The sequence below is a fragment of the Marinifilum fragile JCM 15579 genome (assembly GCF_001310955.1).
GTDB classification, from domain to species: domain Bacteria; phylum Bacteroidota; class Bacteroidia; order Bacteroidales; family Marinifilaceae; genus Marinifilum; species Marinifilum fragile.
On sequence record NZ_BAZX01000002.1, the window covers coordinates 276,510 to 291,358 of the forward strand.

9 protein-coding genes and 2 tRNA genes are annotated in these 14,849 nt (G+C 36.7%); 4 read left to right on the plus strand and 7 right to left on the minus strand.

All coding sequences use genetic code 11. The annotated features are described in order from the left end of the window. Positions 1–355: 355 nt before the first annotated feature. A complete protein-coding gene (locus tag JCM15579_RS03090; RefSeq protein WP_172677350.1) occupies positions 356–1,396 on the minus strand; it encodes an endonuclease/exonuclease/phosphatase family protein in 1,041 nt (346 codons plus the stop codon). Between the two features lie 576 nt (positions 1,397–1,972). Between JCM15579_RS03090 and JCM15579_RS03095 the strand changes: the two genes are divergently transcribed. The 3 genes from JCM15579_RS03095 (at position 1,973) to JCM15579_RS03105 (ending at position 8,205) form a co-directional block, all read left to right on the plus strand. Beyond that, positions 1,973–4,648 (plus strand): carboxypeptidase-like regulatory domain-containing protein, encoded by a 2,676-nt coding sequence (locus JCM15579_RS03095; protein WP_054715572.1) that lies wholly within the window; start codon positions 1,973–1,975, stop codon positions 4,646–4,648. 27 nt (positions 4,649–4,675) lie between these two features. Beyond that, positions 4,676–7,180, plus strand: a complete 2,505-nt coding sequence (locus JCM15579_RS03100) for a DUF5689 domain-containing protein (RefSeq protein ID WP_054715574.1) — start codon at positions 4,676–4,678, stop codon at positions 7,178–7,180. Positions 7,181–7,254: 74 nt separating this feature from the next. Beyond that, positions 7,255–8,205, plus strand: coding sequence for an endonuclease I family protein (locus JCM15579_RS03105; RefSeq protein ID WP_054715576.1), 951 nt, complete (start codon positions 7,255–7,257; stop codon positions 8,203–8,205). Between the two features lie 63 nt (positions 8,206–8,268). On the opposite strand, the gene JCM15579_RS03110 is transcribed toward JCM15579_RS03105, so the two are convergent. The 6 genes from JCM15579_RS03110 to JCM15579_RS03135 form a co-directional block, all read right to left on the minus strand. Next, entirely contained in the window at positions 8,269–10,020 is a 1,752-nt protein-coding gene (locus tag JCM15579_RS03110) for an endonuclease (RefSeq protein ID WP_054715579.1), read from the minus strand. 235 nt (positions 10,021–10,255) lie between these two features. Then, a complete protein-coding gene (locus JCM15579_RS03115; RefSeq protein ID WP_054715581.1) occupies positions 10,256–11,695 on the minus strand; it encodes an MFS transporter in 1,440 nt (479 codons plus the stop codon). A 42-nt stretch (positions 11,696–11,737) separates the two neighbouring features. Further along, positions 11,738–12,481 carry a phosphatase PAP2 family protein gene (locus JCM15579_RS03120; protein WP_054715583.1) on the minus strand — a complete coding sequence of 248 codons (744 nt, stop codon included), beginning with the start codon at positions 12,479–12,481 and terminating at the stop codon, positions 11,738–11,740. A gap of 140 nt (positions 12,482–12,621) precedes the next feature. Beyond that, entirely contained in the window at positions 12,622–12,924 is a 303-nt protein-coding gene (locus JCM15579_RS03125; protein ID WP_054715586.1) for a GIY-YIG nuclease family protein, read from the minus strand. Positions 12,925–12,997: 73 nt separating this feature from the next. Further along, positions 12,998–13,071 (minus strand) — tRNA-Asn (locus JCM15579_RS03130). 47 nt (positions 13,072–13,118) lie between these two features. Continuing rightward, positions 13,119–13,192: transfer RNA gene (locus JCM15579_RS03135), tRNA-Asn, on the minus strand. A gap of 380 nt (positions 13,193–13,572) precedes the next feature. Between JCM15579_RS03135 and kbl the strand changes: the two genes are divergently transcribed. Continuing rightward, on the plus strand, positions 13,573–14,763 hold the full coding sequence (gene kbl / locus JCM15579_RS03140) for a glycine C-acetyltransferase (protein WP_054715589.1): 1,191 nt from the start codon (positions 13,573–13,575) through the stop codon (positions 14,761–14,763). Positions 14,764–14,849 lie beyond the last annotated feature (86 nt).

The following is a 14,849-nucleotide window of genomic DNA, read 5'->3' on the forward strand; positions in this document are numbered from 1 at the left end:
TAGAGTCCGGGTACTAGTTTTCGTATCCGGCTTTTTTGTTGGATACTCCCACAAGCACTAGTGGGAGACCCCCATAAGTATTAATGGCGATATCCAATAGCTACTAATGGCAAGTTGCCATAGCTATTAATGGTGGTCTCCCATGAAATTATTTAGAAGTGAAATCGTAGATTTAATTTGCAAAATACTATTTCGGGTGCTCATAGTCTCACTTTGTTCGGCAGCTTCCTTTTCCATTGATGGAAAAAGGAAGAGCCCCTGCGGCTTGAGCAGTTGAAATACGAAAGTATAAGTTTTCACAAAAAAGGCTGAACCCACTACAGATTCAGCCTTCCTAAAAATATTATCAGTGTTTTTATTTCTCTTTTACAAGATAAACAAACACTGGCAGGTGATCGCTATAACCACCTACGTAGTTGTCAAATGAAAAAGTTCTTTTCGGATATCCCTTATAAGGACCACTTTCGGTAAACATGAATTTCTCTCTTAATATTTCTGATTTCAGATAAGTAAATCCACTCTTTGTGTGTACCAATGGATTTGAAAGAAGAATTTGGTCGAACAAATTCCAGCTATCGCGGTAGGCAAGGGTTCCAATCCCATTTTTGTATAGATTTTCCCAAGGATTATAGAATAAACCTCCTTGTACCTTCTTTTTGTTTGCTTTGGTACCAATTACTTTCTTCACACTTTCGTTAATCGGATCGTCGTTTAAATCGCCCATGATAAAGATTTTTGCGTTGGCATCATCTTTTAGAAGTGAATCAGCAATGGAACGAGTAACTGCAGCAGCACCGTTTCTATTAGGACGGCTTTTCTTTTCACCTCCATATCGCGATGGCCAGTGATTTACAATTACATGTACTTTATCACCAAACAATAATCCACTTACCAACAACTGATCACGAGTGTACAGTGTATCTCCGTTTTCTTTAAGCGGTTGGTATTTGTATTTTTTCTGATCTAAAAGTTTAAAATGCTTCGGATTGTACAACAAACCCACATCAATACCACGCTTATCAGGCGATTCGAAATGTGCAATTTGGTAGTTTCTGTTTTTAATTGGAGACTGTTTTACCAAATCTTCCAGTACTCCACGGTTTTCAATCTCTGAAACACCAAGAATTGATACTCCCTCTTGTACGCCATCTTTTCCCATTAGAGAAATGATATGAGCCATATTAAAAAGCTTGTCTTCGTATCTGGTTTTGCTCCATTTTCTTTTTCCTTCCGGTAGGTATTCTTCATCACGCTTGTTTGGATCGTCAATTGTATCGAAAAGGTTCTCCAGATTGTAAAAACCTACGCAGGCCACTTGGTAATCCTTCTTTTGTGCGAACGACTCACCAGATGAAACCATTAAAAAAGCCAATAATAAGGCTGCTATTGTTCTCATTCGTATCATGTGAATTCTGTAATTATGGCAGAAAATGCTCTGCAATAGTTTAATTCTAAATTTCTATATAAAACAAGGGAATGGAAACTATCCCAATCAATCGGGGAGAATAGATTGATTTTACAGTCAAAATGGTTGGCAACGAATTGCGTTGCAATATTAAAGCTTTTTTAGGGATTAAAAAAGCGGAATGAATTAGGAGAGAATAAAAGGATATTTGCATTCGTATGACATCTTGGTTTTAGTACAAAATCACATGAGGATAAAACATTAATTATTCGTCTTAATAATTACTTCAAGCTACATTAATCTTTAATATGTAACTGTTAGTCAAAAGTTATGGCCTGAAATGGATCATTAGCAGCTGATATTGCATTACTTAATCAAATTAACCAATTCTTAATATGAGATTGTAATTTATATTATTAGTTTTGCAATCGTAAGACACACCATTTTATAGTCCCTCAACAAATACTTCGTTGAAAGCAAATTTATGGCTTTTGGAATTTGCTTTTACCAGGGGAGAGGTAGGTAGCTTTCGAATGCCTAACTGTACTAATCAAATTTTTTATTTTCATGAAAAAGATTCTTCTGTTTCTACTAATGGGAGTAATTTCATCTTTTGCATTACATGCCCAAACCGGGAATGTAAGTGGTAAGGTGAGAAACTCTGTAGACAGAAATTATCTATCTCAGGTAAAGGTTGAAGTATTGGGTACCAATTTAAGTACTTTCACCGATACTGAGGGTAATTTTCTGATCTCTGAAGTTCCGCAAGGTAAACACTTGTTGGAGTTTATTTTACAAGATTTTAAAAGCGTGTCGATGGCTGTAAATGTTGTCGCAGGAAGCACAATTGACCTTAAGGTGGTTGAATTGGTGCCAAGCGCTTTAAGTCAATCCTTAAAGGATTTTGACTTTTCTTCCTTAACCGATGAAGAATTAGATGATGAAGGTTCGAAAGAGAACATCTCTGGCTTGTTGGCAAGTTCTAAAGATGTATTTGTTTCGAATGCAGGTTATGTCTTCAGTCAGTTACGATTCAAAACTCGTGGATACAGTACTGACAATACCAGCATCCGTATGAACGGAATGCTGATGAATGACATGGAGAATGGTAGAGGATACTGGTACAAGTGGGGTGGTTTAAACGATGCTACTCGTAACCAGGAAATTCAATATGGTTTGGGTGCTAATGGATTTGGTTTTGGAGGTATTGGTGGTACTACCAATATCAATACCAAGGCAATCGATCAAAGAGTAGGAACCAAATTGGTTTACTCTCGTTCAAACAAAAGCTACAGTAATCGTGTAATGGCTACACATTCAACAGGATTAATGGAGAATGGTTGGGCATTTACAGTATCTGGATCTCGTCGTTGGGGTGATGAAGGATATGTTGATGCAACTTTTTACGATGCTTACAGCTATTTCTTATCTGCTTACAAGCAATTGAATGACAATCACAGCTTAAACCTAACAGTATTTGCTGCTCCTAGCGAAAGAGGTAAAGGTGGCGCATCAACTCAGGAGGTTTACGATCTTGTTGACGATAACTACTACAACCCATATTGGGGATATCAGAATGGTGAAAAAAGAAACTCGAGAGTGAGTAAGTCTCACCAACCAGTTTTCTTGTTGAATCATGATTGGAAAATCAACGAGAAATCCAATCTGAAAACAGGTGTTTCATATACTTTTGGACGTAATGGTAGCACCAGGTTAGGATGGTTTAATGCTCCTGATCCACGTCCGGACTACTACAATAAGTTACCAAGTAACTCTGCAAATCCAGAAGAAGTTGCAAGGCTTTGGAAAACTGATCCAAAAGTTCGTCACATCGATTGGGATAGAATGTACCAGGTGAACAGCAACGATCCTAATGCACAATACTATGTGGAAGAGAATCGTTACGATGCTGAGCAATTGATGGCAAACACAACATTTACCAAAGAGATTAACAGCAACTGGAATTTAACAGCTGGTTTGGATTATACCTATTATATAGGTAGTCGTTTTAATAAAATGGATGATTTGTTAGGTGCTCAATACTTATTGGATTACGACAAGTATGCTCCAACTTCAATGAGGGATAATGATTTGAATAATCCTGATAGAAAAGTAAAAGAAGGTGATACTTTTGGTTTCGATTACGATGTTCATTTGAGAAAAGCAGGATTCTTTGCTCAAACCGATTTCGTGTACAACCAGTGGGAAGGTTACATTGGTGCAGAAGTGAGTCAGACAAAGATGTGGAGAGAAGGTAACATGAGAAAAGCCATTTTTGCTGATAATTCATTTGGCGAAAGTAGCAAGAAAGATTTTACCAACTTTGGTGTTAAAGGAGGTTTAACCTACAAGTTAAACGGGCGTAACTACTTTAATGCAAATGCAGCTTATCAAACCAGAGCTCCTTTCTTGAGAAATGCATTTGAATCGGCAAGAACTAGAAACAAATGGGTTGACAACCTGGAGGAAGAAAAAATCATGTCTTTCGACGCAGGTTACCAATTGCGTACTCCATTTGTTAAGGCAAGCATTAAAGGATTCTATACTCGTTTCGAAGATCAAACAGAAGTTAGAAACTACTTTACAAGTAATTTTCAAAACGGACAAAGTGCTTTTGTAAATGCAATCTTAACAGGTATTAATAAAGAACATATGGGTGTTGAACTTGGTGTGGAAGCAAAACTAACACCTACTTTGACAGCGATTTTCGCAGCATCTAAAGGACAATACATTTACGACTCAAGACCTCAAATGAAAGAGGTTGCTGTGGATATTGATTTGGCTAGTGAGACCAATACGGTTTATGCAAAGAATTTCTATGTTCCAGGTACACCACAAACGGCTGCTACATTAGGTTTGAAATATTCTTCTCCTAAATACTGGTGGGCAGGTATCAATGCTAACTATTACGATGATATCTATTTGGATTTCCATCCTGCAAGAAGAACATCAAAGGCTGTTGAAGGCATGACTCCAGGATCAGAAAATTGGAATGCTACGATTAATCAGCGTCAGCTTGATGAAGCTTTCACTTTGGATTTGAACATTGGTAAATCATGGAAGATTCATGATTACTACATCTCCTTAAATGCAAGTGTAAACAATGTTTTGGATGATACAGATATCGTTACCGGAGGATACGAACAGAGTAGATCAGCTGTAGATTCAGATCGTAATTTTGGAGATAAATTGTACTACTACTATGGTCGTACCTATTTTGTGAACCTAAGTGTTCGTTTTTAATCTAAAATCTATAAAAACTAAGATATAATGAAGAGCATTAAAAAGTTTTTCTACGCTGCATTAATTACAGCGGGTCTTGCAACCAGCTTTGTAGCTTGTGTTGACAATGATTTTGACCAACCAGAGATCATGGTGCCTAAATATGAAGGTACTTCAAATACCTCAATTACTGATTTGAAAGCAAAACATACAGCAGGTCAGTTTGAAACGATCGAGGAAGATTTAGTAATTGAAGGATACGTTGTATCTGACGATACTGAAGGAAATTTCTACAAACAAATCATCGTTCAGGATAGCCGTGAAGGTGCTACTGGTGGTATCGAAGTAAAAATTAATGAAAAAGGTCTTTCTTCAATGATGAAACCTGGACAGCAGGTATTCATTAAAGTGAAAGGCTTGGTTATGGGAGATTACAATGGTTTGATCCAACTTGGAGGTGGAACATATCAGGATGGTAAATATACAAACCTTGCAGGTATTGATCCAGGTTTGATTAAAGATCACATTTTCTTGAATGGTCTACCTGTAGAACTACAGCCAAAAGAAGTTTCTCTTGAGGAACTTACAGACAATGACTTGTACAATTCATTGGTTAGCACATTGGTGAAGATTACTGCTGCTCAATTTGCTGATGCAGATGGAAACTTAACTTATGCAGAGAAAGATAAAAGTGTGAACCGTGATCTTATTGGTCCTAAGGGAAATAAACTAATTGTTCGTAACAGTGGTTATAGCAACTTCTACGATGAAGTATTACCTCAGGGTTCAGGTACTATTGTTGGTGTATTGAGCAAATTTGGAAATGACAAACAAATGGTGATTCGTTCTACAGAAGATGTTGACATGACTGGAGATCGTTTCGAGATTTCAACAGGTGGAGATGTTACTACTGGTACAGATAAAGTATTTATCTCTGAGTATGCTGAAGGATCTTCAAACAATAAATATATCGAGATCTACAATGGTACTGAAGGAGATATTGATTTAGCGAATTATACTCTTCGTGCAGCTCCTAATGGTGGTGAATGGACTGATCCTGCAACTTTTACGGGAACATTGGTAAAAGGTGCTGTATATGTAGTATGTACTGATGCTGCAAGTGCTGAGATTAAAGGAAAAGCAAACTTAGAATTATCTTATCCTAGCCCTGTTCACTTCAATGGTGATGATGCAGTAGGTTTATTTAAAAAAGATGGTGAAAATTGGATATTGATTGATGTTGTAGGAAAGCAAGGTGAGAAGCCAGAAAATGGCTGGGATGTTGCAGGAGTTACTGCAGCAACAAAAGATCACACATTAATTCGTAAACTAGAAACAACTCAGTCAAATCCTGATTGGTCAACTAACATTAACGAATGGACTGTTGCTGACAAGGATGACTTTACAAATCTAGGTGTATTTGGAGAAAGCACAGGTGGAGGAAATACTGACCAAACTGCAGTAGAGAAAATTTTTATTTCTGAGTATGCAGAAGGATCATCAAATAACAAATACATTGAAATTTACAATGGTAGCACTGCTGATATTGATTTGGCTAACTTTACATTACGTTCAGGACCAAATGGAGAAGCTTGGGGTGATGCAATTGAATTGTCAGGTACATTGGCAAAAGGCGCGGTTTATGTAATTTGTGCAGATGCTGCAAATGCTGATATCAAAGCTAAAGCGAACCTAGAGCTAGCTTACCCAAGTCCTGTACACTTTAATGGTGATGATGCCGTAGGTTTATTTAAGAAAGATGGTGAAAATTGGATTTTAATTGATGTCATTGGTAAGCAAGGAGAAAGACCTGAGAATGGTTGGGATGTTGCAGGTGTAACTGCAGCAACAAAAGATCATACTTTGATTCGTAAGAATGAAACAACTCAATCGAATCCTGACTGGTCAACTGCAGTTAACGAGTGGACAGTTGCTGACATGGATGATTTTACAAATCTTGGTGTTTTTGGAGATAGCACAGGTGGTGGGGACACTGGTGGAGATACTACCCCAGGTGTTAATTTAGGAGATAATACAGTATCAGGAGCTTCAGATTTATTCATTTCTGAATATTTAGAGGGATCTTCAAATAATAAATATTTGGAAATTTATAATGGTACAGGTGCAGAGGTTGATTTGTCAAACTATTCAATTAAAGTTGGTGCAAATGGTAAAATGTTTGCTGATGCAACAGATATTCCATTGAGTGGTAAATTGCCAAATGGTGCTACTTTCTTAATTGCTAATTCTTCTGCAGCTTTGACTTTACCTGATGGTATTACAGCTACAACTGATTATTCTACAGCTACCTATTTTAATGGTGATGACGCTGTTGCATTATTAAAAAGTGGTACTGTAATCGATGTATTTGGAGTTGAGGGCGAAGACCCAGGTAGCTCATGGGATGTTGAAGGTGTTACTGGAGCAACTGCAAATCACACTCTAGCTAGAAAGGCAAGTGTTTCAGGACCTAATACTACATGGACAACTTCTGAATGGGAAGTGAAAGATAATGATACTGTTTCAGGTCTTGGTTCTCATACTATGAACTAATACCATTCAAGTATAGATTATAAGGGGCACTCCTAGGAGTGCCCTTCGTCATAAAATATAAAAGGGTAATTATTATGAAAATGAAACAATTGTTATTATTGCTGTTAATGTTCAACTTCTTCATGTTCTCTTGTGACTCAGGAAGTAGTGATAATTCAGCTCCAGATACTGATATCGAACAACCAGATCAGCCTGATAATGATAAGAATCCGGATAGAGAGAACTATTTGACTCCTAATGTAGATTCGGAAGGTAAGATTATTGTGAATTATACTCCAAAAGAGTATGTGAAAACAGTGGAAAAAGGACAGCACATGATGTCTGTACGAATTCCAAAGAACTATTATACCTCTGCATCTACTCTTAAGGGTAATGATTTAAGAGAGGAGTTGCAAGAAATTATCTCTACCGGCGCTATTAAATTGGAGTATACAAGCAGTTCATCATACGATGTTTGGGACATGTGCGAAGCAGGTGACCAGAATCCAGCAGATGAAAGGCAAGTATGGCAGATTTATACCGAAACTGGAAGAGCTAAAAATGATCATAGTGCTGGTGTAAGCGACGAGTGGAACAGAGAGCATGTTTGGGCCAAATCGCATGGAGACTTTGGAACATCTCCAGGAGCAGGTACCGATGGTCATCACCTAAGAGCATCTTACAGTAAAGAAAACAGTACCAGAGGCAATAAAAACTTTGCTGATGTGAATGGAGCAAGAACATATAATACGGATTTCTATGAGCCGCCATTAAGCGCTAAAGGCGATGTTGCTCGTGCTATTTTTTATATGGCAGTTCGTTACGGATTTACAGTAGATAACCGTGGTGTAATAAATAGTGAAGCTCGAATGGGTAAATTGGATGATTTGTTGAAGTGGAATGAGTTGGATCCAGTTGACCCTTATGAAATCAGAAGAAACAATATAATCTACGATTTCCAGAAGAATCGTAACCCATTCATCGACCATCCTGAATTGGTGAAGTATGTATTCGGTGACAAAAAGGATGCTGCCTGGAAAGAGTAAAAAAACAATTAATAATTGTGAGTTACCACATAGAAAAAGCGGTTGATGATTCAACCGCTTTTCTTATTTCTTGATTAGTTTTTTCGAGATTCTTGTTCCATCCTTCATGGCAAATGTAAGGATGTATATGCCTTTTGGCAGGCTGGATAAACTTAAGGAGGTTTGTCCGCTTTCTTCCAGAATTGGTTTCCCCGTTAGGTTTATAATCCTAACTTTTTCTACATTTTGTTGATTTGTCAGGTAAATGGTTCCGCTGCTAGGGTTGGGATAGAAAGCTGGGTTGGCATCATTGGCAAAATGATCATCTATACTTGTGGATCTATCTGTTATAAAAGCCCATTCCGTTTTATCCGAAATTCCAATAAAATAATTGCCATTGGCATCCTTCACAGCCTTTTCATCAATTAAAATGTAATAGCTTTCACCTTCTTCCAATTCGTTGCTTAAACTAATTGTAATTACATTGTCATCATATTCAATGCTTGAATTGGCAGCTCCCAAATATTGTATCAGTTCGTTCTCAGAATTGTAAATTTTGAATCCATCGCTATTATTTCCGGCACTTACAGAACGATTAAAGTCCATGCTGATTTTAATATCAGTGTTCACATTTTCAGCTTCATTTAGAGGAACTCTGGCTATGATTTCAAGAGGGTCCAGTACCATATTACCAGTTGAAAAGGCCCAGCTGTAATTGTTGTCTATTCCTTTAAAATATTCCCCATCGTTACTTTTAATGGCATTGCTTTCTATTTTGATATAGTAACTATTTCCAGACTTAAAATTATTGTAAGGAAGTATTTTAACAGTTTTGCCATCGAAAGTAACCAATGAAGTATTACTCATTTTAATGGTTTCGAAAATGCCATTATCATCCTTGTTGTGAATGATTAAATTTCCTTCCCCTGGCAATACCTCCTGAGTGAAATTGATTATTAATTCAGCATTCACCTCCACATTAGATGTGTTGTTTACAGGAATACTTGAAGTAATATTGAATTGGTCGGGGCTTTCATTTAACCAAATATAATTGACATATTCCGGATGGTCTATAAACGGATTTCTATTCCCCTGAATTTCGTAGATTTTTTCATTGCGATTACGTTCCCATTCACTTACGGGATCTTGTTTGTGCCATTCCAATAAGGTTGACTTTCGACCATGAACAGTTTGACCTGAATTGAAAAGGCTCATGTTATTGGTCATCTCACAATCAGGTTCTTCATTGGTTCCTTCATAACGTACTGTCATGTAGAAAATCATTCGGGCAACATCACCTTTCACTTCATCCCTTGGTTCCCATGAATCTCCATCGGAATAACAGCCTGTTGCTTCAGAGTTCTGCTTTCCTCCATTATCAAAAAACTTGTTCCATCGATCGGTATTTACACTTCTGTCTGCAGGACGTAAAGCATGTATATCGGTGGCAGCTCCAGGATCGTTATATGGATTGCCTAAGCCATAGGATTTTGCCCAAATGTGTTCTCGGTTCCAAGAATCTGGATCGTTACTTTGCCCATCATCTTGTCGCGATTTTTTTTCACTCCTACCTGTATATATTAGAATTAGATTGTCCGGATTGTTTGGGTCTTCATCTGTTTGTTTTAATGCATCCCAAACGTTTGGATTGCCACTGCTGTATCCAAGTACTTTTTGTGATTTAATAATATTGTGAAGAGTGGTTTTTAATTCTTCTCCTGATTTACCTTCAGCATTTTGGTAATATTGCTCAACAGAAATTTGTGCCAATGTAGAAAATACATTAGCTAAAAGAAAAATTAGTATATAGAGTTTTGTGCGTAGAATTCTAATCATATACAAATCCTTAGTACGTTATTAATACCTTGGTTGATAGCATAAAAATGGTTGTGGTTGTATATACTACGAACAAATCACAGAAAAGTGACTACAGTTGCACGGAATATTGAGGCCAAATTATGAAATATCTGCTAGATGGCCTTATTTTTCAATAATATTTTGATGAAAAAGACATAAAAAAATCCCGCCGAAGCGGGATCAAGAATTGTTAACCATTTTGCGATGGTAATTCTTAAGACTTTTTATTTAATAGTAATTTATCGTAGAAATAAAGTGCAACTACGGCAAATAAACCAATTGCTAAAATCACATACCAGATGTTACCTGGATTGTAGGTATTCCAAAGAAATTGAGTCAATTCACTTTGGTTCATACCCATTAATTCGCCAGCTCTATTAAAATATTCAGTAGCAGAAAAATCTTTAGAGATAGCAGGGATATCCAAACCTCTTTTTTCAACTTCTTTAACCAATAGAGTTACCTTATCTGACATGCTACCGTATACATTACCCGAGATTACACCACCAAGAGTACTACCTGCAAATACAGGCAAGAATGAACATCCCATGTATAATCCAACTTTATCTTTTGGCGCAATTCTACCAATGTATTCCGTAATTTTTGGAGAACTGGCCATTTCACCAATCGAGAAAATAAAGATCGCTGTAATTACAAACAATACATTTTGAGTGTAAAGAGTTAATGCCATACCAATGGTACAAACTAAAATTCCACCCATCATAGCCTTCAATGGTTTTAGCTTCATAACAATGGATGAAATGATAATCTGGAAGATGATGATGAACATGGCATCGAAGTTTACGATAAATTCTGAGTCCATTTGACCACCTTGACCATAAGTTTCAGTTACTGCTGGTATAAAACCTTCGAAGAAGTTGTAAATCGAAGAGGTATCAACCCATTGTGTAATAAATACCGGTAAGGTAAAGAACAATTGATAGTACATACTCCAGAATGCTGCGACAAGAAGAAGGAAAATCACGAATTTAATATCGCTAATTGCTGTTGCAATATTCTTAAATACATTGCCAATTGCTTCTCCTAATGATTCTTGTTTCACTTCTCTTTCAGGTTCCTTGTAGAACAGAATCAGGATGAAGTTGATTAAGATTACACCAGCTGAAATATAAAATACTGTAGTGTATCCACTGTCTTTATAAGCAAGTGTTACCAATGGTCCAATAAAGGCACCAATGTTAACCATCATGTAAAAGATTCCAAAGCCAATTGATGAGGTTTCTTCATCAGTTGTTTTTGCTACCGTAGCTGATATAATAGGCTTAAATAAAGCTGCACCTAATGCCAAATATAGATACATGGCAAAAACTCCGGCAAAAGTATTAAATAGAGGCAAGGCAATAAAGGCTGTACTATATACAACAAATGAAATCCCTAAAACACGTTTGTATCCGTATTTGTCGGCAATTGCACCGGTAATTACAGGAAGGAAATATAAAATACCTGTACCAACTCCCATAATTATTCCTTTTTGTGCTTGCGATAATCCCAGAGCTCCAATATCTGTTGATCCTGTCAGGTAGTTGGCAAATAACATGAAAAAGCCATACCATGCCCATCGTTCGAAAAGTTCAATGGTGTTGGCTACCCAAAAGGTTCTGGGAAATTTTTTAAATACTTTAGTGATACTCATAACTAAGAAGTTTTTGGTTGTGTAGGTTGTTTCGGTTGTTGTTTAAAATTTGATTACAATTCCATTTCCACTAAACAATACTCTCTGATTTTTACGTTTGTGAAAATAAAGGCCTGCAAAATAGCCAATTCCTCCGCCTAAAACAACATCTGAGAACCAGTGTCTGTTTCTGTACATTCTGGATAAACTTACCGATGCTGGAATTACATAGATCCATTTGCTGTATTCTTCGGCAAAAGGAGTAAACACAGACCATGCAACAAATGAATGCCCGGACGGAAAAGATTTGTTATTGTTATCGTTTCCCCCAAAAGCATCAAAATGCATACTGCCATACATCTGATAAGGACGAGAACGACCTGCAATAATTTTAATTCCTTCAGTTAATATTGCTCCGGTAACCAAAGCTTTCGCAGAGTTTAGTGCTGTATTGGAAAGTCTTTCGTCTTTTATAATTGTACCAATTGCCCATGTAGCCACTATCGAAGGTGCAATGATCTTTTTTTCACCAAATTCATTAAAGAAATTTGTGTATTTGTCGCCAAAAGCAAATTGATTGTGCCTAATTCTGTCATTGGCCCATTCGTCCATCAAGAAAGCACCACCAAGTAAACTTCCAAAAATAATTAGGTTCTTGCTACTAAAAACTTCTTTGCCTAAGCCTGGGTTTAGGATGTTTCTTGAATTTTTAAAATAGGGAATAGAATCTTGTGGAACAGGATTAAAACCTTTTGATTGGATTGTGATGACCAAAAGAGTTAGAAGTATTAGTAGCTTATTTTTCACGGGTCAAATTTTTGAACCCAACAAAAATAGAAGATTTTTTGAATTGGAAAGGAGGGATATGAAAAAAGCCACCCAAATTGGATGGCTTTTCTTTTGCTCCCCCTCTAGGACTTGAAACTATCCCGAAGCCTCGGGACTGATTAAAAGTCAGGATCGATCTTTTGTAAAAGATCTTTAAATATTTTCTCGCCTTCGTTTGGAATTAATAGTTTTTCAATGAATTTACGGCTTTTCATGTTTTTGATTTTACGCTCCATTTTTAAGGCAATAGTTTTGTTGAGTCCTACTTCAAACCATTTTTTAAGTTCCCAAGGTATATGCTTAGAAGTGTACTTGTTGTCAATAGGATTATTGTGCATGAACATCCTTCTGGTAATATCGTTAGTATAACCAATATAGTATTTGTCAGAAGAAGTAGAGTATAGTATGTAGATGCAAAACATGCATTGAATTTAGTAATAATTCTAAATTCATAAAACGAAAAAAACCATCCAAATTGGATGGCTTTTTCTTTTGCTCCCCCTCTAGGACTTGAACCTAGGACCCCCTGATTAACAGTCAGGTGCTCTAACCAGCTGAGCTAAGGAGGAGTGTATAACTCCTAATATATTTTAAACCCATTAAGAAAGGTATTTTGCTCCCCCTCTAGGACTTGAACCTAGGACCCCCTGATTAACAGTCAGGTGCTCTAACCAGCTGAGCTAAGGAGGAGTATAACTCCTAATTTTCCTCTACATCTCACGTTTGAACTGTGTTTCTTGAGGAAAATTGCGATGCAAAACTAACAGGTTTTCCTCAATAATGCAACAGCTATTTCAATATTTTTTCAAAAAAGATTCATTTTTTTTCTCCCTGCATTCTGTGGAATAAACAGGATTTGTTCCTATCTAATTGTTTATCAATATTGATGGGGAGTGAAGGGTGGAAAAGTAAGATTGTAGTAAAAATTTAAGAAATACAGTAAAGATTACTTCCGTATGTTGAAAAAGGCATATAAAAAACAGAATTTCCCTGCTTTCAGAGACGAATTTTATTGTAATTTTGGATAGTAATTTTCAAACGATAATTCAAATATCTAAAACAACACATACATGTACGGAAAATTCAAAGACTATCTTGCAGAAGAGATACAAGGCATTAAAGATGCAGGTTTGTACAAAAACGAGAGAATCATTACAACTCCTCAAGGAGCAGAAATTAAGGTGAACACTGGAGAGACAGTATTAAATTTCTGTGCGAATAATTACCTTGGATTATCATCACATCCACGTGTAATGGAAGGAGCTAAAAAAGCTTTAGATTCTCATGGTTATGGAATGTCTTCGGTTCGTTTTATCTGTGGAACTACAGATATTCACAAAGAATTAGAGCAAAAGATTGCTAAATTCTTCGGTATGGAAGATACCATTTTATATGCAGCTGCTTTTGATGCTAATGGTGGTGTTTTTGAGCCATTGTTTTCAAAGGATGATGCAATTATTTCAGATGAGTTAAATCACGCTTCTATTATTGATGGAGTTCGTTTGTGTAAAGCGGCTCGTTACCGTTACAAGCATGCTGATATGGCCGACTTGGAAGAACAATTAAAAGTTTCTCAAGCTCAGCGTTACCGTATCATCGTAACAGATGGTGTTTTCTCAATGGATGGTGATATCGCTAAATTGAATGAAATTTGCGATTTGGCTGACAAATACAATGCATTGGTAATGGTTGATGATAGTCATGCATCAGGTTTTATTGGTGATACTGGCCGTGGAACTCACGAATACCACAAATGTATGGATCGTGTAGATATCATTACTTCTACATTAGGAAAAGCATTAGGTGGAGCATTAGGTGGATTTACTACTGGTAAGGCTGAAATTATCGATATGTTGCGTCAACGTTCACGTCCTTATTTGTTCTCAAACTCATTGTCTCCGGTAATTGTTGGTGCTTCTATCGCAGTATTCGATATGTTGAGCGAATCAACTGAGTTGAGAGATAAAGTAATCTGGAATGCTCAATATTTCCGCGAAGGATTATTAAAGGCTGGTTTCGATGTGAAGCCATCCGATTCTGCAATTAACGCTTTGATGTTATACGATGCAGTACTTTCTCAGCAATTTGCTGCTAAATTGTTGGATGAAGGAATTTATGTAATCGGATTCTATTATCCAGTTGTACCAAAAGGACAAGCTCGTATTCGTATTCAGCTTTCGGCTGCACACGAAAAAGAGCACTTGGATAAAGCTTTGGAAGCATTTATCAAGATTGGTAAAGAACTAAAAGTGATCGAATAGAACACACAATAAAATATTGAAACCGGAGGCTAATTTGAGTTTCCGGTTTTTTTATAATTTAGTTCCATCAAATTAATGAAGTGAAG

What these genes read in the sequence shown, in the direction of transcription:
- JCM15579_RS03090 (WP_172677350.1), bottom strand. Translation starts at nt 1,396, where the DNA reads ATGAGAACAATAGCAGCCTTATTATTGGCTTTTTTAATGGTTTCATCT.
- JCM15579_RS03095 (WP_054715572.1), top strand. Translation starts at nt 1,973, where the DNA reads ATGAAAAAGATTCTTCTGTTTCTACTAATGGGAGTAATTTCATCTTTT.
- JCM15579_RS03100 (WP_054715574.1), top strand. Translation starts at nt 4,676, where the DNA reads ATGAAGAGCATTAAAAAGTTTTTCTACGCTGCATTAATTACAGCGGGT.
- JCM15579_RS03105 (WP_054715576.1), top strand. Translation starts at nt 7,255, where the DNA reads ATGAAAATGAAACAATTGTTATTATTGCTGTTAATGTTCAACTTCTTC.
- JCM15579_RS03110 (WP_054715579.1), bottom strand. Translation starts at nt 10,020, where the DNA reads ATGATTAGAATTCTACGCACAAAACTCTATATACTAATTTTTCTTTTA.
- JCM15579_RS03115 (WP_054715581.1), bottom strand. Translation starts at nt 11,695, where the DNA reads ATGAGTATCACTAAAGTATTTAAAAAATTTCCCAGAACCTTTTGGGTA.
- JCM15579_RS03125 (WP_054715586.1), bottom strand. Translation starts at nt 12,924, where the DNA reads ATGTTTTGCATCTACATACTATACTCTACTTCTTCTGACAAATACTAT.
- kbl (WP_054715589.1), top strand. Translation starts at nt 13,573, where the DNA reads ATGTACGGAAAATTCAAAGACTATCTTGCAGAAGAGATACAAGGCATT.